The organism is Flavitalea plasmicola, assembly GCF_030546645.1.
Classification (GTDB): Bacteria; Bacteroidota; Bacteroidia; order Chitinophagales; family Chitinophagaceae; genus Puia.
The window spans coordinates 675,880-697,297 of the sequence record NZ_JAUOTO010000004.1; the positions used below are offsets into that span (position 1 = coordinate 675,880).

Below are 21,418 nucleotides of genomic sequence, written 5' to 3' on the forward strand. Positions count from 1 at the left end.
GATTTCAATATAACCATTTAACAGGCCCTGACTCTTGAACATTCCAGCGGATCATATACGTACGACATCGTGGGCATTGGCATTTATGACCATCGCATCTTTTTTTTCCGGCTGCCAGGAAAACAGGGTGAACCAGCCCCAGACATTATTCTCCGAAGTGCCGGCTACACAATCTCATATCGAATTCAGCAATACTATTACGGAAGACAAGGACTACAATATCCTTACTTACGAGTACCTGTATAATGGAGGAGGGGCGGCGGCAGGCGATCTGAACAATGACGGACTTGCCGACCTCGTTCTTTCGGGCAATATGACCCCTCTCCGGCTATACCTGAACAAAGGAGGACTACAGTTCGAAGATGTGTCGGCCAGGGTGGGGTTCAGCAGCCGGACACGATGGAGGACGGGGGTGGTGATGGCGGATGTCAATGGAGATGGTCTGCTGGATATTTTCGTCTGCTATTCCGGGCCCGGCAGCGATGCAGATCGAGTCAAAGAGCTCTATATCAATGATGGCATAAAAGACGGTGTTCCACATTTTACAGAGAGCGCCAAAAAATACGGGTTGGATGCGCCAGGCACGTTCACGACCACGGTGTCATTCTTTGATATGGATAATGACGGAGACCTGGACCTTTTCATGGTGAATCATGGGGATATGTTCTTCAATCCGGACTTCAATACGGACAGGCTGAGAGCGACCCGTAACCTGAAATTCGGCAATCGCCTGTACCGTAATGACGGCGATGTTTTTACCGATATAAGTGATTCCGCCCATATCGATGGCAGCGGCCTCAATTTCGGGCTTGGCGTCGCTATCAGCGATATCAATAATGACGGTTGGGCGGATATCTATGTTACGAACGATTATGATGAAAGGGATTTCCTTTACCTGAATGACCACAAGGGACATTTCCGGGAAGTCTTGAGGACGGCGGCCGGCCACATCTCTGAGTTCGCCATGGGTGTTGATATAGCAGACTATAACAATGACGGCATGACGGATATCTTTGTGCTGGACATGCTCCCGGAAGACAACCACCGGCAGAAGCTGTTACGGGGAGGGAATAACTATGACAAGTATACGATGCGCGACCGGCAGGGTTTTCATCGTCAGCAGATGCGCAACACCCTGCAGCTGAACAATGGCAATGATACGTCCGGCGCGCCCATCTTCAGCGAGATAGGCCAGATGGCGGGGGTATCATCCACCGACTGGAGCTGGGCTCCCCTGCTTGCCGACTTTGACAATGACGGGTGGAAGGACCTTTTTATTTCCAATGGCATATTGCGGGATATGACCAACCTGGATTTTGTGAAATATACATCCGGCTATTCGCAGAATTATCTGGGTCCAAAGGTGGGTAAAGAAGAGATGTGGGAGCTGGTGAAGAACATGCCAACGACCAAGTTGACCAATTACGTGTTCAGGAACAACCGTGACCTGAGCTTTTCCAATAAGACGGCTGAATGGGGGCTGACGCATCGTTCTGTCAGTAATGGCGCCGTGTATGCCGACCTGGATAATGACGGGGATCTCGACCTGGTGATCAACAACGTGAATGACCGGGCTACGCTGTATCGAAATAACCAGGTGACGGCTGATCGTGCCGCGTCGCATTATGTGCGGCTCAAGCTGGCCGGCGAGCGCAAAAATACATGGGGCATCGGTGCGAAGGTGTATGTGAGGACGGCCAGCGGCGGACAATGGCAGGAGCAGTATACAAGCCGTGGCTTCCAATCCTCTGTGGACCCGATCATGCATATCGGATTGGGAAAGGACAGCGTCATCAGTCTGCTAAGGGTGGAATGGCCGGGCGGCAAGGTGACCAGCATGGAAAATATCAGAGGGGATACCTTGTTGAAGGTGGACGAACGGAGCGCAGGGTCAGGGGAGGATAAGAAAAACGAAGGATCGGGGGGGGCAAAATATATGGATATAACGGCGGGTTCCGGCCTTGACTATGTTCATCAGCAATCAGCGGCGGTGGATTTTAAGATCGCCCCTTTGCTGCCTTACCAGGTGTCCAGGATGGGACCGAGCCTGGCGAAAGGGGACGTCAATGGGGATGGGTTGGAAGATCTTTTTGTCGGCGGTTCGGCAGGTTTTGACAGCCGCCTGTACCTGCAGACGGGAGAGGGGAAGTTTACGGCGGCTGCTGACCAGCCGTGGAATCAGGACAAGGGTTTTACCAATACGGATGCGTTGTTCTTCGATGCAGATGGGGACGGGGACTCCGACCTCTATCTTGTCAGCGGCGGAGCCGATTATCCTTTACAAAATAAGCATTACCAGGACCGGATCTTTGAAAATGACGGCCACGGGCATTTCAGGGAGCTGAAAGATGCGTTGCCACCGGAAACGGTCAGCGGCGGGTGTGCCCGGGCAGCCGATGTCAATAGAGATGGATTACCGGACCTTTTTGTCGGGGGAAGGCTTAGTCCGGGACAGTTCCCTGTTCCCCCGGAAAGCTGGATATGGAAGAATGTCAGCAGTCCCGGGCATATTCGTTTTGAAAGGGATGCCGTTCAGGGCGACAGTGTACTTGCGCATCCGGGAATGGTGACCGATGCTGCCTGGATGGACCTGAATAAGGATGGCTGGCCGGACCTCGTGGTGGTGGGTCAATTCATGCCGGTGACCATTTTTGAAAATGAAAAGGGAAGACTTGCCGATAAGACGGCGGCCTATGGGCTTGGCGCCACAAAGGGATGGTGGAGCCGCCTGCTGGCAGCTGATGTCAACGGGGACGGAGATCCCGACCTGGTCATTGGCAATCTCGGGCTGAACACTTTTTTCAAAGCCGGACCACAAACCCCCATGAGTATTACCTACAGTGATTTCAACGGAGATGGCTTGCTCGACCCGGTGCTATGCCTTTATAACCAGGGTAAGGAATATCCTTATTATTCCAGGGATGAGATCCTGGAACAGATCCCGTCGCTGCAGAAGAAGATCGCCCGTTATGCAGACTATGCCGATGCGCAGATGGGGGACCTGTTCAGCACCGCAGAACTGGGTGCTGCACATAAAGCGGGGATCGACATGCTGCAGTCCGTCTGCCTGATACGCGGAAAAGGAAGCGCCTGGCAGATCCATCCTTTACCTGAGTATGCACAAATGAGCATCGTAAATGGTATGGTGCCTTCAACGATCGAAGGGGGCGAAGGGCCGGGGCTGATCATCGCCGGAGACTTTTATCCATTCCGTGCACAGATGGGGCCGCTGGATGCGGGAATTGGGCTGGTACTGAAGGGAGATGGAAAAGGAGAGTTCACTCCTGTGCCGTATGCCAGTTCGGGTCTTTGTATACGGGGGGATGTGCGGGCCCTTGTCCGGGTGCAAGGCCGCAAAGGTTCGGTGATCGTCGCGGCCAGGAATAACGGGCCTTTACAAGTTCTCAGGGAAACGAAGCAATAATGAACAGTTATTAATATATGCCATCCTTACTTCATCGCATACAATTCGAAAACGATGAAACTGCTTTCCGGGAGTTTTATAAGGAGAACGTATTTAAATTATTCCAGTTTGCCTTTGCTTTTGTACGGAACAAGGAACTGGCCGAAGAGATCGTAAATGATGTTTTTTTACGGTTGTGGCAGAAAAGGGATGCGCTGGATAAGATCGACAACCTGAATGTCTACCTATATGTCGCCGTCAAGAATACGGCAGCCAATTATCTTCGCAAGGACTTCCGGCGCAAACAGCCAGATATTGACAACCTGACCGTCTCCCATTTTTATCTCAGTCCGGACCCCGAACAGGTGATGATCACCGACGAGCTGCGCAAAACCATCGAACAGTCTGTAAATCAACTGCCGCCAAAATGTAAGCTCATCTTCAAATTAGTGAAGGAAGACGGCCTCAGCGGCAATGAGGTGGCTGCTATCCTGCGGCTGTCCTACAAGACGGTGAATGCCCAGCTGGCTATCGCCCTTAAGAAGCTCGAGCAGGACCTGCGGCCTTCCTTGCAGGAATATCATGTAAAAGTGAAGCGACCTTAAAAAAAACTTCTTTTCTTTTAGGATTTTATTAAGAAGCCGGTGTCCTTATCCATGGTGACGAAAAGCATGGAAAATTCAAGGATCATAGAATTAATGGCCAAAAAGGCGGATAAAGGGGCCAGCCCGGAAGAGTTGGAAGAGCTTACCAGGCTGCTGGCAGCCAATCCGTCTTACGCGTATTTTCACGAGATAGTGCATGCCCTGAAAGGGAACCAGGACCACCTGGAGCTGATGACCCCTAAAGAGGAGCTGGTAGATCATGGTTGGCAGGACCTGTCCGGGAAACTAAACGAAGGTGAGAGTGGCGCAGGCTTGCTGAAGCGCATGCACGTGGGGATGCGTTGGGTGGCGGCTGCTGTATTCCTTATCGTCCTTTTGACAGGCGCCCTCCTGTATTACAAAAAGTCTTCGGCTCAGCTGCAGGCTGAAAATCCTTCCTCCGTTGTGTCTTATGCCGGATTTGGCGTTACCAGGAAGCTGGTGTTGTCCGATGGAACCAAGGTCTGGCTCAATGCAGGCAGTAAACTCACCTATCCAAATATCTTTCCGGGCGACCGGAGAGAAGTGAAGCTGGAGGGGGAGGCCTATTTCGAAGTGGCCAAAGCCAGCAAGGCGCCCTTTAGCGTGCATGCGGGGAAGATCACGGTAGGGGTGTTGGGTACCAGCTTCAATGTGAAAGCCTACAACGGTGATAAAGATATCGAAACTACGTTGATCACCGGAAAGGTACAGGTAACGATGGATAATGAGCCCGAAAAGCCGATACTGCTTTCACCCCATGAGAAGCTCACTATTGTCAATGAGAAGGAAAGCGCACGGGAAAAGAAAGGCGCAGGAGTGCAGGTTCCGGAGCCGCAAAAGGCTTATAACGCCCTTCGCTACCAGGTGCAGCGGCTACCTCAAAGTACCGACAACGGCTTTGTCGAGACGGCGTGGGTAAATAATAAGCTGGTGATCAATGATGAATCCTTTGAGGCAGTGGCGCATATGCTGGAAAGGAAATATGACGTCAGTATCCGTTTTGGTGACGAGCGACTGCTGCAGGAGCATATCAGCGGCGTATTTGAAAAAGAGAGCATCGACGAAGTGCTGCAGATCCTGAAAATGACGACGGGTTTCAGATACAAGGTGGAAGGGAAAACGATCTATCTCTCGAAACAGTAAACACAGAACAATTAATATATTATAAATTATGAATACATGAAAAGGAGAAGAGCGTGAACTCTTCTCCGGACGAGAAATCATGGAGTACATAGCCGTCAAACTGTTGTACTCCTTTAATTAATCAACCAAAACAAATATATGAAGAAATCCAAAACGGCGGGGGCTTTCGGCCTGCCCTTGCCATTGTTAAAATTTCTCCTGCTTATGAAGGTTAGTTTTGCCATTATGCTCATTACCTGTTTGCAGGTATCCGCAAACAGCTATTCCCAGGGAGAGATCAGCCTGAATTACAAAAGAATGGAGGTCAGCAAGATACTGACCGCAATACAGAAAGGGAGTTCCTACCGGTTTTTTTACAACAATGGGCTATTGAATCAGCTGGGTAAAGTGGATATCAAGGTGAACAAGGCAAGCCTGCCGGAGGTACTGAATATATTGTTGGGCACCAAATTCAAATTTACCATTACTGATAAGGACCTGGTGATCATCTCGCCAGCTGGCAGCGAAAATGCGACACCGGCAGTTTTTGCCGAGGTGAAGGGCCGGGTCGTGGACGAGACGGGTAAGCCGTTGAGCGGCGTTACGGTGAAGGTGCAGGGCGCCAACAGGACGGTGACGACCAATGAAAAAGGCGAGTTTACCATCGATGCGCCGGAAGATGCCACTTTGGAGATAAGCTATGTAGGGTATAAGGCGCAGACGGTTTCTGTCAAGGGGCAGAAATCCCTGGAGATTGCTTTGCAGCCGAGTGCAGCAGGTCTGAATGAAGTAGTGGTCGTGGGTTATGGCAGTCAGCGGAAGCGGGATGTGACGGGGACCATCAGCACGGTGAAAGGGGATGACATGAAGAATATACCGGTGAGCAGTCCTTCCGCTGCGTTGCAGGGGCGTGCATCCGGCGTAGATATCATTCGGGCGGACGGTGCGCCGGGCAGTGAGCCTGCCATCCGGATCCGTGGTACGGGTACGTTGAACAATTCCGATCCGCTGGTGGTCATCGATGGCGTGCCTGCGGGGACGATGAATGATGTGAACCCAAATGATATTGCGTCGATCGAAATATTAAAGGATGCGTCTTCTTCCGCTATTTATGGTACACGGGCCGCGAATGGGGTTGTGCTCATCACAACTAAGAGAGGAAGCTACGGCGACCAGATGAAGATCAGCGCCAATGGGTACACCGGCGTCAGCCATGTAGCAAAGTATTTGAAGCTGGCAACGGCTGCACAGCTAGCGCCTTTAAAGCTGGAGGCTTATGCAAATGATTCAGTCACCACGGGTCCGAATGTAGAGTTCTGGCAAGATCCGGCCAATGCGGTGCAGCGTACGGATTGGCAGCGGGCTTTGTTCGGCACTGGCAAGGTCAATAACGCCGATCTGGCTATCCGGGGTGGCAGTGGTAATTCCAATTACAGTTTTTCCGGTAATTATTACGATGAAAAGGGGCTGATCATCAATTCCTATTTTAAGCGATACAGCGCCAGGATCAACTCGGAGCACCGACTGGGCAGCAGGATCAAAGTGGGGGAGAATTTCCTGTACAGCAAGCGCAGCGGGGCCTCTCCTGAAACGCGTTCCACCCAGACAGGTCTTGTCTGGAGCGCTCTGCGCTTCAATCCTGCCATTCCTGTGTATACAGATTCCACGGGCAAATGGGGGTCTTCAAAGGGCAAGTCGGAATTTGGGGACATCAATAACCCGGTGTTCACCGCCACGACGAACGACATCCATACCACTAACAATAACCTGCTGGCGAATGCCTATATCGAAATAGAGATATTGAAGGGTTTGAAGCTTCGCGGCAACCTGGGCTATGATCAGGAAATGCAGGAAAGATATGAGTTCTATCCTGCTACGCCGGACCAGGTCCGGGTAAACCAGCTGGCCAGCCTGAAGCAAAGCCATACGGAATATTCTTCTTTGCTGAACGAGATCTACCTCACCTATAACGGGCAATTCGGGACGGACCACTCGCTGACCTTAACGGGCGGCTATTCGGGACAAACATCCAAGGGAAGCTCGTATTATGCGCAAAGGACCGGTTTTTCTGATACGGACCCCAACCAGCTGATACTGGACAATGGCAGCGGCAGCAACCAGTTCTCGGGGGGAAACAACAGCGGAGCCAATGGATACAATTTAAATCCTACGGTGCTCATATCCTATTTCGTACGTGGCAATTATGCCTACAAAGGGAAATACCTGGCGACGGCGACCATGCGTGCGGATGGGTCCGGCAAATTTCCTCCCGGTCACCAGTGGGGCTATTTTCCAGCCTTCTCGCTGGGATGGAGGGTCTCCGACGAAAATTTCTTCAAGAACAATGTCGCTTTTGTCAACAGTCTTAAGCTCACAGGCGGCTGGGGACAGCTGGGTAACCAGAATGTGAACGACTTCCAGTTCTTAGGCAATTTGTCTGCAACCAATCAATATAATTTCGGCGATCCTGCCCAGGTGGTGAACGCCTCTTATATCGTCGGTCTTTCCAACCCGAACATCACCTGGGAAAGGGCGGAAATGACAAATATCTCACTTGAGTTCGGACTGTTGAGGAATCATCTAACGGGAACCCTTACTTATTTTAACAAGGACACCAAGGATATGCTGGTACCCGTCTCACTGGTGGAGACCTATGGCGCTGCGCCCAGCATTTATGGAAATGTGACGGTGCCCGACCAGAACCAGGGAACGCTGAACAACCATGGAGTGGAACTGGACCTGACCTATCAAAATACAGCGGGCAAGCTGAGCTACTCGCTGGGTATCAATGCGGCCTTCCTGAGCAATAAGGTCACCCATCTTTATGGATCAAAAGATACCTACATCGGGTCAGTGTTCTATGGCCGTCAATCCCTGGAAACTTCCAGGACCTATGAAGGCCAGCCCATTGCATCCTATTATGGGTTCAGGACGGCCGGACTGTACCAGTCACAGGATGATATCAACAAGGATGCGGGTATTGCAAACGATCCGAACAAGGCGAATATCAAACCCGGCGATGTCCGATTTGTGGATATCAACAGGGACGGGGTCATCGATGACAAGGACCGTGTGAAGCTGGGCGATCCCAATCCCCGGTTCACTTTCGGGTTCCATGGCAGCCTGGGCTTTAAAGGCTTCGATCTTAGCTGGAATTTCAGTGGCCAACTGGGCAGCAAGCTGTACAATGCCGACCGGATGACGGGCCTGGACGGCACCCAGTTCTTCAACATGTATGCCGAGGCTGTGAACAGGTGGCATGGTCCGAACACCAGCAACAGCATACCCCGCCTCAGCAAGGCTAACCTGAATGTCAACAACCGGAGCTCCGACCTTTGGGTCGAGAGCGGCAATTATGTGAGCCTGAAAACGCTGACCCTCGGGTATACGTTGCCACGGACGATGGTGGGCAGCTGGCAACTCCCGGAGTCAAGGATCTATGTCAGCTCTTACAACCTGCTCATGATCACCGGGTACCGGGGATACACACCTGAGCTGGGTTATACAGACGGCAACAGGCAAAGGGGCGTGGACGTAGCTCAATATCCGCCTGCAAGGAATTTCACCATCGGTGCAACCTTTAATTTTTAATCAAATGAACCTACATAAAGCAACATATAGCAAGATAGTAACGGGCAGCGTGACCCTGGGCCTGCTGTTTGCCGGCTGTGTAAAAACTTCCTTGAACATAAAGCCGGTGGGCACATATACCACAGCAACCTATTGGCGTAATGAAAGCGACGTGATCACCGGGATCAACGGGATCTACAATGTGCTGACGCAGGAAGAAGGGGTGGGACACAACCTGTATGCCTTTGACGATGCGTCCGATGACATAGCTATAGATGGTGACCATCCGGACATGTGGGCCATCGAGCGGTTTACGGCCGATGCGACGGCCTACCAGCTGCATCCTACCTGGAGCTGGTCTTACGAGCAGATCGCACGCGCCAATAATGCCATCATCTATGTGCCCAAGGTGCCGGTGTTAAGCGACGATATCCGCAACCGGTCTATGGGGGAAGCGTATTTCCTCCGGGCCCATGGTTATTGGGTGCTGAACCAGATCTTCGGGGAAGTGCCGCTGATATTGGAAGCGAATGTGCTGGACGGGAACTATAATATACCCAAGTCATCAGTGGATTCTGTGCGTGCACAAATTGAATCGGACCTGCTGAAAGCCGCCGACCTGTTGCCGGAGAGCTATGGGGCCAGCGACAAGGGCAGGGTAACAAAAGGTTCGGCCTGGGGATTGCTGACCAAGCTGTATATGACCTGGGAGAAATTGGATAAGGCGATCACCTATGGAACGATGGTGACCAGCAATGCCAATTATGCGCTCGCTTCAAAATATACGGACAATTTTACCCTGGGCAGCCAGGAGAGCAATACGGAGATCCTTTTTGCGGTGTGGAATAAGAACAACTACAACAATTCTCCTATCAATATTTATTTCACGCCGCGTGCCTGGAATGGATGGGGTTTTCATCACCCGACGGAGAATTTTGTATCCCAGTTCGAAACGGGTGATAGTGTCCGCAAGCGGACTACCATTCTGGCTGTGGGAGACAGTATTCCGAACCAGACGACCATGATCGAGATAGCTCCCTCGGATGCTTACCAGATGTTCACAGGCAAGGCAGGGCAGTCAACCGGCAGGATGTTGCCGAGCAATTCTCCCACCACCGGCTACTGTCTCCGGAAGTATACTGCCTATAACCCGGATGGTTCCGGCAACCTGGACGGCGACCTCAAGCAACCCCTGCTACGTACGGCCGATGTTTACCTGCTGGTGGCGGAAGCGAAGATCCGGACCAGCGGAGCTGGCGCCGGAGACGCGGAGATCAAGGCCGTTCGGGAGCGGGCCGGGCTTACGGCTATTACGGGCGCGACGATCAATGATCTTATCCACGAACGCCGCGTAGAGCTGGGTGGCGAGAACACACGCTTCCAGGACCTGGTGCGTTGGGACAAAGCAGGCGTGGTGAACCTTGACACTATTGTCGGCAAGCCTAAGTATGCATCAACCTTGCAGCCATATAACCATGCCGTTGCATTGCCGGCGCGTACGTTTACACGTCCGAAGAACTATTACTGGCCCATTCCGCAGGTGGTCATTGATGAAAGTAAGGGAGTGATCACACAAAATCCCAATTATAAGTAGGTAATTTGCAAAATGAAATATATCATTTGTGTGCTGCTGGTCTTGTCCGGCGGGATGGCATATGCTCAGTTGGATAAAGCGTCGCTGGGAGCATTCTTACAAAGAATAGTGAAGGATAAGGCTGTCCAATTTGAAGTGGAATATATTGCGCAGGAAGGTGGCAAGGATGTTTTTGAGCTGGACGGGCGGGGGAACAGGATCGTGCTGCGCGGCAGCAATGGCCTCAGTGTAGCTTCGGCGCTCAATTATTACCTGAAGAACTATTGTCACCGCCTGATCACCTGGAATGGGGCGCCTGCGCCGCTGCCGGGGGTGTTGCCTGCTGTCCGGAAGAAAGTACATCGCGCCACGCCTTATCAATATCGCTACTACCTCAATTATTGTACTTTTCAATATTCCATCGCATGGTGGGACTGGGACCGTTGGCAGCGTGAGATCGACTGGATGGCGCTGAATGGTATCAATATGCCGTTGGCCCTTACGGGCGAAGAGGCTATCTGGCAGGAAGTCTACCGGGAAATGGGATTCCAGGACAAGGAGCTGGACCGATTCTTCAGCGGGCCTGCTTATTTTTCCTGGTTGTGGATGGGGAATATCGATGCCTGGGGCGGTCCTTTGCCCGCGCATTGGAAGGAGAGCCATGCCGCCCTGCAGAAAAAGATATTACAGGCCGAACGGTCCTTTGGGATGAAGCCGGTGCTGCCTGCATTCACGGGGCATGTTCCACCTTCATTCAAAGACAGGTTTCCCCAGGCTAAAGTAAAGAAAACGAATTGGGATGCCGGCTTCGACGATGTGTATATACTCGATCCTTCGGATCCTCTTTTCGAGACCATTGGCAAAAAATTTATCGAGGCGCAGACACGGGCTTTCGGGACGGACCATTTTTATTCGGCCGATACGTTCAATGAGAATGTGCCTCCCACCAGCGATTCCCTGTACCTGGATGGGATGAGCCGGAAAGTATATGCTTCCATGGCGCAAGCGGACCCAAAAGCCATTTGGGTCATGCAGGGGTGGATGTTCCATTACAATGCGGCATACTGGAAGCCCACCCAGATACAGGCGCTGCTGAAAGCCGTGCCGGACGATCATATGATCCTGCTGGACCTTTATAGCGAGAGCCACCCGGTGTGGAACAGGACGGAAGCCTATTATGGCAAACCCTGGATATGGAACATGCTGCATAATTTCGGGGGCAACATCAGTCTTTGGGGAAGGATGAGTCATGCCGCCGAAGATCCTTCAAAGGCGTTGCACGATCCTGCCGCGGGCAGGATGACAGGCATAGGTCTTACGCCGGAGGGTATCGAACAGAATCCTGCATTGTACCAGCTGATGCTGGAAAATGTGTGGCAGGACGGACCGGTGGACCTGAAGGCGTGGCTGCGTGATTATGCTTTACAACGGTATGGTGTAAGCGATAAATCGGTGGATACGGCCTGGGGTCTATTGGAGGGTAGTGTTTATAATGGCGGATTGACGGAAGGCGGTATGGAGTCCATTATTCAGGCGCGGCCCACACTGGAGCCGGCTGTCGACCGGGTGAACACTCATTTAAGCTATGATCCGGCAGTATTGCAACAGGCCTGGAAGATCTTTGTCCAGGCGGCGCCCAGGCTGAAAGGCAGTGACGGCTACCGGTATGACCTGGTGGATATCACCCGGCAGGTGTTGGCCAACTATGCCTCCGTATTACAGCAGCGTTTTGCCGCTGCGTGGAAAGAGAAGGATACGGCGGCTTTTCGCCGCAACAGCCGGCAGTTCCTGACTTTGATGGACGATATGGACCGGGTGCTGGCGACACGCCGGGACTTTCTGTTGGACAAATGGATCAAGGAAGCGAGGGCATGCGGGGCGACGGCATCGGAATCCGACCTGTATGAGAAGAATGCGCGGGACCTCGTTACACTTTGGGGAGATAAGGAAAGTGGTTTGCGGGAGTATTCCTGCCGTCAGTGGAGCGGGCTGATCAAAGGTTTTTATAAACACCGGTGGGAGCTGTTCTTTCGCCGGATGGAGCAGGCCCTGGCTGCCGGCGTGGACCTCGACTGGAAGGCTTTCGATAAGGAGGTGAAGGATTGGGAATGGCAGTGGGTGAATGGTCATGACGCTTATGCTGCTGTGGTGAAGGGAGATGAAGTACAGGCTGTTACCGCGATGTTTAAGAAATATTTTGCAGCCATGCAGGAGCCCGTGGCGACCAATGACCATATCTTTCCCGGCGCTGCTGTTGCGAAGCGCTTCATAGATTTTGACAGCAAAGGGTTTCTGGTAAATGGCCGGCGGACCTTTCTTGTCTCGGCAGGGCTGGAATATGCGCGTATACCGCACGAGCTTTGGCAAGACAGGTTATTGCGATTGCAACGGGCCGGGTTTAACTGCATCGAGATCTATACCTTTTGGAACTGGCATGAGCCGGAGGAAGGAAAATTCGATTTCAGCGGGGATCATGACCTGGGCGCTTTTCTTCGTCTGGTGAAAAGCATGGGCCTCTATGCCATCGTGCGGGTGGGGCCTTATTATTGTGCGGAGTGGGACAACGGCGGCTATCCATTGTGGCTGCGTTTCAAGCCGGGCGTTCGTGTGCGTGAAGATAATGCGGAGTTTGAAAAGTATGTGGATCGTTTTTTCGATAAATTATTGCCGATCGTATGCGGCCAGCAGATCCATCGAGGGGGGGCGGTGATCCTGGTACAGCTGGAGAACGAACATAACAAGGGCTGGGGTACCTATATGCCGGATGGATATTTCCGGCATCTGCAGAAAAAGGCACTTTCGATGGGTATGGAAGTGCCTTATTTTTTTAGCGGCCTGCATCATGCCAGCGATCCTGCCGGCGATGGCGGCGGCGTTGTCACGGATCACAGGGGAGATCCCGCAAGACTGGATGATCCGGCCAGGCCCAGTCCCTGGATGTCCACGGAGTTCTGGAGCGTATGGTACAACGGTTACGGCTCCACGGAGCATGATGCCCGGGAATATGCGCGAAGGACCTGGAAAATCATTGCTCATGGAGGCAGCGGCTATAATTATTATATGGCCCACGGGGGCAGCAATTTTGGATTTACCAATAATGACGAGGATGCCGCATCGTATGATTATGGAGCGGCTGTCGGACAGGCAGGGGATCTGCGGCCAATTTATTACAGCTTTAAAAAAGCCGCCTGGTTTGCCAGAAGTATGGCGGAGGTGCTGGAGAACAGCGAGGATGCCACGGATATATGGAAGCATGTTTGTAAGGATAGTTTGATAAAGGTGACTGCCAGGCAAAGCCGTGCGGGTGATCTGTTGTTTGCGGATAACCCTTCCGGGGCTGCCCGGAAAGTGCAGATAACCGTCGGGGACGTTGCTACGTTGCCAGCGCAGGGGCCATTGTCAATCGGGCCGGGAGAGATCGTGTCTGTTATTCATAATGTCTCCGTTGCATCCGGAGTGGTATTGGAATGGGGGCCTGTACGATTGTTGGGCATTGATAAGCAAGGCGCCTTTACCACGATGGTGATCTATGGTGAGGAGGGCACCCCTGCCGAATTGTATTTTTCCGTCAAGGGGAAGGTTGTGTCAGTGCCGGAGACGGAGCATTTCGTGACGAGTAATGGGAAAGTTGTGTTCAAGGACTTATTCAGGGGTGGTGACAGCGCTGCTACCTATAGTTTTTCTGTCGGCGGGCAAAGAATACGGATAATTGCTATGAGCGGGGAGTTGGCAGACCGGACCTGGTTTGTAGAGAAGGGCGTTATTGTTGGCCCGGGCTATGTTGGGCGGATGCAAGGGGCTTCCATTTTTGCAGAACAAACGTGGGGGGACAAGCGGGCGTTTCCGGTGCGGATGTTTGATGCCAACGGAGAGCGGCGGCTGACAATAGATGAGATGCCGGAACACCGGGATATCAGGACCCTTTCGCTCTCGGGCTGGCAGATGAAAAAAGTAACCGTTCCGAAAGCCGGAGATAAGTGGCTGCTCTCGGCCCGTCCGAAGCAAATGGGATCAGATGGCAATGGGGCGCCCTGGGCCTGGTATTCCAGCCAGATTGAAATAAAGGAAGACGGTAACTATACGCTGCAGGTAGAGGGAGGGGACAGGGCCACGATCTTTGTCGATGGTGCGCCGGTGAGGCGCATCCATCTTCATGAGGGGGAAGCTGCGCTCGCCCTTTCGAAAGGCATGCATACCCTTGCCCTTTTTACGGCTCATGACGGGCGTGATAAGCTGGCTGGTTTCATGGGAGATATGTCGGATGTGGACAGCAAGGGGCTGACGGGGACAGCGAGCGTGGTGAAAGGAGGTCCTTTAAGGCATATATTAGGGGGCTGGCAATATTCGAAAGATGGAAAGGAGGAATGGAAAGACTATACCATCGGACAGGATATATTTTCCAGGCAACAGGGGACAGCCTGGTTCCGAACGGTGCTGCCGGAGTTACCGGCGGGCATAACAAAGGGGCAGCTGATCTTTCGCAGCGTGGATGAAAATGCCACGGTATATCTCAATGGAAGGCGGCTAACCAGGCATGAGGGATGGAACATCCCTTTCAAGGTGCAACTGGATGGCCTGGATACGATGACCAGGCCGCTGACGCTCACTATCTTTATAGAGAACTATTCCAATGAAGGCGGAATCGATCAGGCAGTGAAGCTGGACTACCTTTCCGATGTGAAGGAAGTAGCAGGTTGGCGGATGTGCGGAGGCTTCGGGGATACGGCTGGTGTTCGCTATGCGGATATCCATGACGGGGATACGATGACCCCTTGTTTTTACCGCACGACCTTCGATGCGCCGGTGCAACCTCCTGGCGACCATTTGATATGGAGAGTTTCGACACAGGGGCTGGGCCATGGTTCCGTCTGGGTCAATGGGCACAACCTGGGCCGATTCCCTGAAAAGATCCCTGCACCGGGTCTTTATATCCCTGAATGCTGGATGAAGGAGGGGATGAATGAACTGATTATTTTCGACGAGGATGGTAAGCGTCCGGCGGAAGTAGCGATCGTTCCGGAACTGAAAGCGAGCAGGGAGATCATGCATTATAAAGACCGTGATCTGCTGTCTTATGTGGACCCTTTCATCGGGACGGCCAAAAGCGATGTATACACGCGATGGGGTAATGAAGGGGGGACTTATCCCGGAGCCGTAGCGCCCTGGGGGGCCATGCAGCTGACCCCGGAGACAAAGGCTACGGGAGGATATGACTATCATGACAGCACCATTTTCTTTTTCAGCTGTCTGCATCACATGAGCGGCTATCCCAATGGTTCTGCGGGAAGGATGAAGATCATGCCCGTGGTTAGAGGGATGGGAGAAAGTAAATTGTTCAGGCACGCTGATGAAGCAGCTGCGCCGGGGTATTATAAAGTTCAGTTTATTGACAATACCATTGTGGAAGCCACGGCTTCGGAAAGGGTGGGTTTTTTTCGCATGCGTTTTCCATCGGGCACTGCGGCGAAGGTCTTTATCGGTGGTATGGGAAAGATCATTCGCCGTAGTCCTTTGCTGTTATACGGCACGTACGGAATTGTTGTGCAATTCGACCGGGCCAGCTCTGCTGAGCAGGTGGTGGATGACGGACTGGTGATCGTTTTCCCTGAGGGAACCAGTGAGGTCCTTCTACGGGTGAGCGCGTCTTCCGTGTCGGAAGCCAGCGCGCTGAATAACATCGACAAAGAAACGGGTGGGCTTGGATTCGATGCTGTTCTGGAGAAGACCCGTGCAGATTGGAGGAAACAGCTAAGTGTCATCGAGGTCGATGACGAGCGGGAAGACAGGAAAAAGATCTTTTATACGGCGTTGTATCATGCAGCGTTGCTGCCCTGGATCATTTCCGATGTGGACGGACGGTACAGGGGGCAAGACGGGCTTATTCACCAGGCTTCGGGACAACGCGAATATGGAGGTTTTTCAGCCTGGGATACATTTCGCAGCCTGCATCCTTTGCTTTGCTTATTGTTCCCGCAGCGGCAACGGGACATGGTGCTATCGCTGCTGGATATCTACCGGCAGACGGGGCACCTACCCCTGGACCCTATGACGGGAAACCATGCGGTGGCGGTGATCGCGGATTCGTGGGGGAAAGGTATTCGCGGATATGACAGCGTTGAAGCGTATGCCGCTATGCGAAGGGGAGTGATCGACACACCTTACTTACAGGACGACAGAAACGTCTACCGGCAGCTGGGATATATTCCTTCGACCTATCCCGAGTCAGTGACGAGAACGGTGGAATATGCATATGATGACTGGGTGGTTGCATGGTTTGGGGGAAGGAGAGACCAGGGATATAATTACAGGCAGCTATTTGATCCGAACAGGCTATTCATATTGCCCAGGGATGGGGAGCGGGGTAACAGCGGATATAAGGAAGGGGACAAATGGGTGTATTCGTATTTTGCGCCGCAGCATCCGGAAGACCTGGTAAACCTGATGGGAGGTGGGGATGCTTTTACGGAGAGACTGAACGAAGCGTTGAAGCGACAGGATATTCTATTTGATAATGAAACGGTGTTCCATATACCGTACCTTTTCAATTATGCCGATCATCCGGATAAAACGCAGGAATGGGTGAGCAGCATCCGGGACGGCCGGTTTGCCGCCACACCCGGAGGGCTTCCGGGCAATGATGATCTGGGTTCGATGTCGAGCTGGTATGTTTTCAGCGCCCTGGGATTTTATCCCGTGTGTCCGGGGAGGCCGGTGTATGATGTGGGCACGCCGCTTTTTCGAAAGTCGATCCTGCATCTTGCGGGGGGGCGGGACCTGGTGATAAAGGCTCCTGGCATTTCTGCCCAGAATCGGTATGTCCGGGGAATGCTGGTTGATCACAAGCGTTGTAAGGGCCTGTCCCTGGCACATGCGCTGATCGCTAAAGGAGGGGTGGTTGAGTTTATCATGGGTTCAATGCCTGGGTATGGCCCAATAGGGGGAAACAGCCCCGATTTTTCCATTACGGGTATTTCCGTTAGAAAGGATAAAGTGCGGCCTCATGAATCATTCAGCGTGACATTCACTCTGAAAAACAGGGGTAGCATGGGAACGAAGATAGTAAGGTTGATGGCCAACGGACGGGTCATAGGTGAAAAGAATTGCCTTGCCGCATCAGGGGCGACCGTCATCGATTCTGTGTCTTGCCGGCTGTATGCATTTGGAAGGACGAAGCTTAAGATAGAAGGGGTAAAGGGTACACGGGAGGTAGAGGTTATCAGGGATGGTAAAGGAGCGCAGGCGGAGGCGTCAGATCTTGCGGTGAGCCCGTTGGTCAAAAAGGGAGAATCGCAGTCCATTTCATTTATTGTTCGAAACATAGGGGGCGAGGCAGGTTTATTGAGCGTTCCTGTCAGGGTTAATAAGGATACGGTGGTTGTTGACAGCATAAAACTCGATCCGGGTGAGTGCAGGACAGTATCGCAACTGCTGCATATTCCCAATGAAGGAGTGTATACCATCAGTGTAATGGGATCGGCTGAAAAATGTAAAATATATCGGGATTGGCGCGAGTCGATCTTGCTGGACCTTTCTCTGAATAAGACTGCCGGGGACAGCCTGGTAAAAGACAGATCGGGCTATGGTAATGAAGGTGTGATTGTAAGGAATGATACAGGAGTAATAGGAGGGGGCTCTTATCCGCTGTTTGGCAAGGAAGCTTACCTGGTGGTACGGCGTTCACAGTCACTGGACAGGATGGGAGAAACTATTTCTATGATGGTCAATGTTTATCCCACGGTACAGTGTGAGGGGTTAGTGGACATTCTTACAAAAGGAGACAGCCATGTTTTACAAGTGACGGATAATAAGAAACTAACTTTTTTCGCCGGAGGCTGGGGAAGGGGAGATTGTACAGTGGACTTACCGGCAAACTGGATATGCCACTGGCATCACATTGCGGGAGTATGTGAAGGTGACCAGCTTCGTGTGTATATAGATGGAGAACTGAAGGGAGAGGCTAGAGTGGAAGGGAAAGTGAATATGTCGGTATCCAATAAATGGATATTAGGTAGGAACGAAGAATTTCCCGAGCTAAGGATATTCAACGGATACATGGACAATGTAAAGGTTTTTGCGGAGCCATTGACGGGAGACGAAGTGAGGGCTGTTATTAAGGAAGATTAGGCATCAACGGTCGTCTAATCGCAGGCTGCAATCTTTTTTCCAGTACCCATGCTGTAAGCGATATAACCGACAAGTATATTATTACCCGAGCTATATATAGTAACAAATTGTCATTCGAAAGGGACAATCTGCCAAACAGGAACAGAAATGGGTAGTGGATCATATATAATCCATAAGAAATGCCTGCCGACCATAGCCCGATCTTTCGCAGATGCAGGTCTGGCACCCGGATAAAACAGATCAATAGCGCTATAGCCAGATAAGCAATGCTGATATAAAGTTGAGGCGGTAGATTGGATGGATCGTTAAATAAACGGTATACAATGAATAAGGGAATTACCTGGATAATTATGAATAGGTGGGTTTTATATCTTAGAGTCTTACCTGCAAAAAATAGGACAATCATGAAACAATAGGGGATGAACAAAAGGTCGTTTACGCCAACCATTTGTTGATCCCATAACCATAAGTTCTCCTTGAATACAGGTGCTTTTATCTTTGACAAAAGTCCTTCAATGGTGAAAAAAGCATTTTCTCCAATAATATTCCCTATCCCCAAAATGTAAAATAGCAGTGCCGGAAGGTTTGGCCTGGTATAAGTTTCCTTAAAATTCCGGGCTATAAACAACCCCGACAGCCAAAAGCAAAACCCATAAGCATATGCAGAAATCAGCGGGTTGAAAGGCAGATAGAGATTGATGGTGCCGATAATCAGTGAAAAGATAAAAGCGATGGAAGGCTTTATATTAAAGAGGGAGACGGGGATAAAGAGCAAGTAAAATAAAACTTCATAATTTAGCGACCATGCGGGGCCATTAGTGCCGAGGACCTCGTAAACTATATTTTGCGTCAGCGTGAAATTTGCGACGATCACCTGCCAGGGATAGGGGTAGGGTGCCACCAGAATACCTAACAGGATGGCTATAAAATAAATAGGGTATATTCTTACGAATCTTTTTTTTAAATAGGTCCACAAATTCCGGCCGGCTAGTTTGTTTCCGTGGTTTACCCCTATGACATATCCGGACAATACAAAAAAAAGCAGAACGGCCAATTGTCCTGAAGGTTTAAACCGGCCCAATGCAGTCGGAAAGTAGTCGAGGTCGAGGATGTCATGATGATCTATAATATGGAAGAAAACGATGATCAATGCGGAAAACCCTCTGAGGATCTCTATTCCGTGGTTTATTTTTTTGCCTTCCGATATCATTGATTGCAATCTTTTAATAATTCCAATGCCTGACCTTTAATGGTATATATTTCGGCAGAGGGGTAAATAATTTTTGCAGTTAGAATCTTTTCTGCCAGGCTATCAGCAGATCTTTTATTATGTATGGTTTGATAATACTGCATCAGTGCATATTTGGGTAAGAATTTCTTAGGTACCATGGTAACAGCCTTCATATAATATTCTTTTGCCTTTTCATAATTTTTTATTCCAAGATAATCGTCTCCCAGGTACACCAACAGGTCAGTGTTTGTGAAATATTTCCCTGCTTTTTCCAGCATTGTCAGACTTTGCATGTAATCATTGTCTGTTGATAACTCGACTCCGTAATTGTAGAGAAACCGGCCGTTGTTGTCTAAAGTTGAATATATCTCATTATATTTTTTTAGTTTTTTATCCGAATCCTCCTGACTTAATGCAAGAATTTCCCATTTGTATTGAGCATTGGTCAAATAAGAATTTATTATGCCTGTTCCCATGGCAATCACTAATAGTGTTGACAAAACACCGTTTCTAACTAATGGTGTAAGCGTGTATTCAACAGATTTTTCATCCCGGGGTCTTACTGCAGAGATCAGTATTACTACGTAGGATAGGATTACGAAATCTCTGAAAGGGTAGGAGAAGATCGCTACGGCCGCAATGGAGGATAAGGATGCGATCACCGGAGGAGAGACGGATGGCTGATATGAGTTATATGTTTTTTTAACGAGTTTAATCCAATAGGACAGCCCCAATACAATTAATATCAAGCCCGGAAGACCCAATTCGGCGACGATCTGAAGATATTCATTGAACGCGACCTGGACATTGTCGGCAACTAACTGGTCGGATGTGCTTTGCTGCAGGGCATTGAAATAATTGGACTGGTATAGAGGGTATACAGCTGGAAATTTTCCCGGTCCAATACCGAAGAGGGGATAATCTTTGATTAATGTCAACGTGTTTTGATAGATCAGGATCCTGCCGTGGGCGGAAGTGGGGCGTAAAAGGTATAATGCCAACATGCCAGCAGCAGCAATGGTAATTACTATTGCTGTTTTTTTCCCATTTGACAGCAATGAAAAAAAACCGGATGGGTTGCTCATCGTTATTTTTCCGGCTGCAATAATAATGAGGCCGACCACGATCCCAACCAATGACGATCTTTCAAGACCTAATAAGACGACAACAAAGGAAAACGACGCACTTGTAATCATTAAAATCCGGAAGAGAACACCTTTCTCTATGCATGATTTGTAGATATTAATTATGGAAAAAGGTATGGTAAGGCAAAGGAAGTTAGCGAACATGCTTGGGTTTGCAAAAGGGCCTCCCATCTTAAAGAATGGATTATTGTACTTCAGTATTCCGGAAAATTGCAACATGCCATAAAGAGAAAACAGCAACCCTGCAGCCGGAAATGCGAAATTTATTATGTTTTCTATTAGTTTTATTTCTATGCTTCTTAAAGAGATATACAATATCAGAAAAAGTAAAAGATTAAGGAGCGTTTCATTTTTGGGAGAAAAGTAATCAGTGAAGATCAGGCGTAAAAATGAGACTAAAATGAAAAAAAAGACAATGTAGTCTGCAGGAGTAAGTACTATGGTTATTTTTTTCGTGAGCAAGTGGCTGAAAGTGAAAATAGAAAATAGTAAAATAATGGATTGGATATAGACTACTTGCCAATCAAGCACTCTCGGGTCAAATGCTATAAAATGAACGCAGGGGGATATCAGAATGAGGAGTAAAAATGCGGTATTTATTTTTTTCATGGCCTGAGGATTGGA

8 protein-coding genes are annotated in these 21,418 nt (G+C 50.5%); 6 read left to right on the forward strand and 2 right to left on the reverse strand.

Going from position 1 to position 21,418, the window contains the following annotated elements; all coding sequences use genetic code 11:
• Positions 1 to 85: 85 nt before the first annotated feature.
• The 6 genes from Q4E93_RS16980 (at position 86) to Q4E93_RS17005 (ending at position 18,418) form a co-directional block, all read left to right on the forward strand.
• A complete protein-coding gene (locus Q4E93_RS16980) occupies positions 86 to 3,424 on the forward strand; it encodes a VCBS repeat-containing protein (RefSeq protein WP_303587198.1) in 3,339 nt (1,112 codons plus the stop codon).
• A 17-nt stretch (positions 3,425 to 3,441) separates the two neighbouring features.
• Positions 3,442 to 4,008 (forward strand): RNA polymerase sigma factor, encoded by a 567-nt coding sequence (locus Q4E93_RS16985; protein ID WP_303587200.1) that lies wholly within the window; start codon positions 3,442 to 3,444, stop codon positions 4,006 to 4,008.
• A 66-nt stretch (positions 4,009 to 4,074) separates the two neighbouring features.
• Positions 4,075 to 5,172 carry a FecR family protein gene (locus tag Q4E93_RS16990; protein ID WP_303587202.1) on the forward strand — a complete coding sequence of 366 codons (1,098 nt, stop codon included), beginning with the start codon at positions 4,075 to 4,077 and terminating at the stop codon, positions 5,170 to 5,172.
• A gap of 138 nt (positions 5,173 to 5,310) precedes the next feature.
• Positions 5,311 to 8,742 (forward strand): TonB-dependent receptor, encoded by a 3,432-nt coding sequence (locus Q4E93_RS16995; protein ID WP_303587204.1) that lies wholly within the window; start codon positions 5,311 to 5,313, stop codon positions 8,740 to 8,742.
• 4 nt (positions 8,743 to 8,746) lie between these two features.
• Positions 8,747 to 10,315, forward strand: coding sequence for a RagB/SusD family nutrient uptake outer membrane protein (locus tag Q4E93_RS17000; RefSeq protein ID WP_303587206.1), 1,569 nt, complete (start codon positions 8,747 to 8,749; stop codon positions 10,313 to 10,315).
• A 12-nt stretch (positions 10,316 to 10,327) separates the two neighbouring features.
• Positions 10,328 to 18,418, forward strand: a complete 8,091-nt coding sequence (locus Q4E93_RS17005; protein ID WP_303587208.1) for a GH92 family glycosyl hydrolase — start codon at positions 10,328 to 10,330, stop codon at positions 18,416 to 18,418.
• Here Q4E93_RS17005 and Q4E93_RS34460 read toward each other — a convergent pair.
• Entirely contained in the window at positions 18,405 to 19,628 is a 1,224-nt protein-coding gene (locus Q4E93_RS34460; protein WP_368501884.1) for an acyltransferase family protein, read from the reverse strand. The two genes, Q4E93_RS17005 and Q4E93_RS34460, sit on opposite strands and share 14 nt — an antisense overlap.
• The gene (locus Q4E93_RS17010) at positions 19,625 to 21,403 is read right to left on the reverse strand and encodes an O-antigen ligase family protein (protein WP_303587210.1); all 1,779 of its coding nucleotides are present in this window, start codon (positions 21,401 to 21,403) and stop codon (positions 19,625 to 19,627) included. The genes Q4E93_RS34460 and Q4E93_RS17010 overlap by 4 nt, the downstream gene beginning before the upstream one ends.
• Positions 21,404 to 21,418: the final 15 nt, after the last annotated feature.

Coding starts and splice junctions, on each gene's coding strand:
- Q4E93_RS17010 (WP_303587210.1), bottom strand. CDS start 21,403: ATGAAAAAAATAAATACCGCATTTTTACTCCTCATTCTGATATCCCCC.
- Q4E93_RS34460 (WP_368501884.1), bottom strand. CDS start 19,628: ATGATATCGGAAGGCAAAAAAATAAACCACGGAATAGAGATCCTCAGA.
- Q4E93_RS16990 (WP_303587202.1), top strand. CDS start 4,075: ATGGAAAATTCAAGGATCATAGAATTAATGGCCAAAAAGGCGGATAAA.
- Q4E93_RS17005 (WP_303587208.1), top strand. CDS start 10,328: ATGAAATATATCATTTGTGTGCTGCTGGTCTTGTCCGGCGGGATGGCA.
- Q4E93_RS16980 (WP_303587198.1), top strand. CDS start 86: ATGACCATCGCATCTTTTTTTTCCGGCTGCCAGGAAAACAGGGTGAAC.
- Q4E93_RS16995 (WP_303587204.1), top strand. CDS start 5,311: ATGAAGAAATCCAAAACGGCGGGGGCTTTCGGCCTGCCCTTGCCATTG.
- Q4E93_RS16985 (WP_303587200.1), top strand. CDS start 3,442: ATGCCATCCTTACTTCATCGCATACAATTCGAAAACGATGAAACTGCT.
- Q4E93_RS17000 (WP_303587206.1), top strand. CDS start 8,747: ATGAACCTACATAAAGCAACATATAGCAAGATAGTAACGGGCAGCGTG.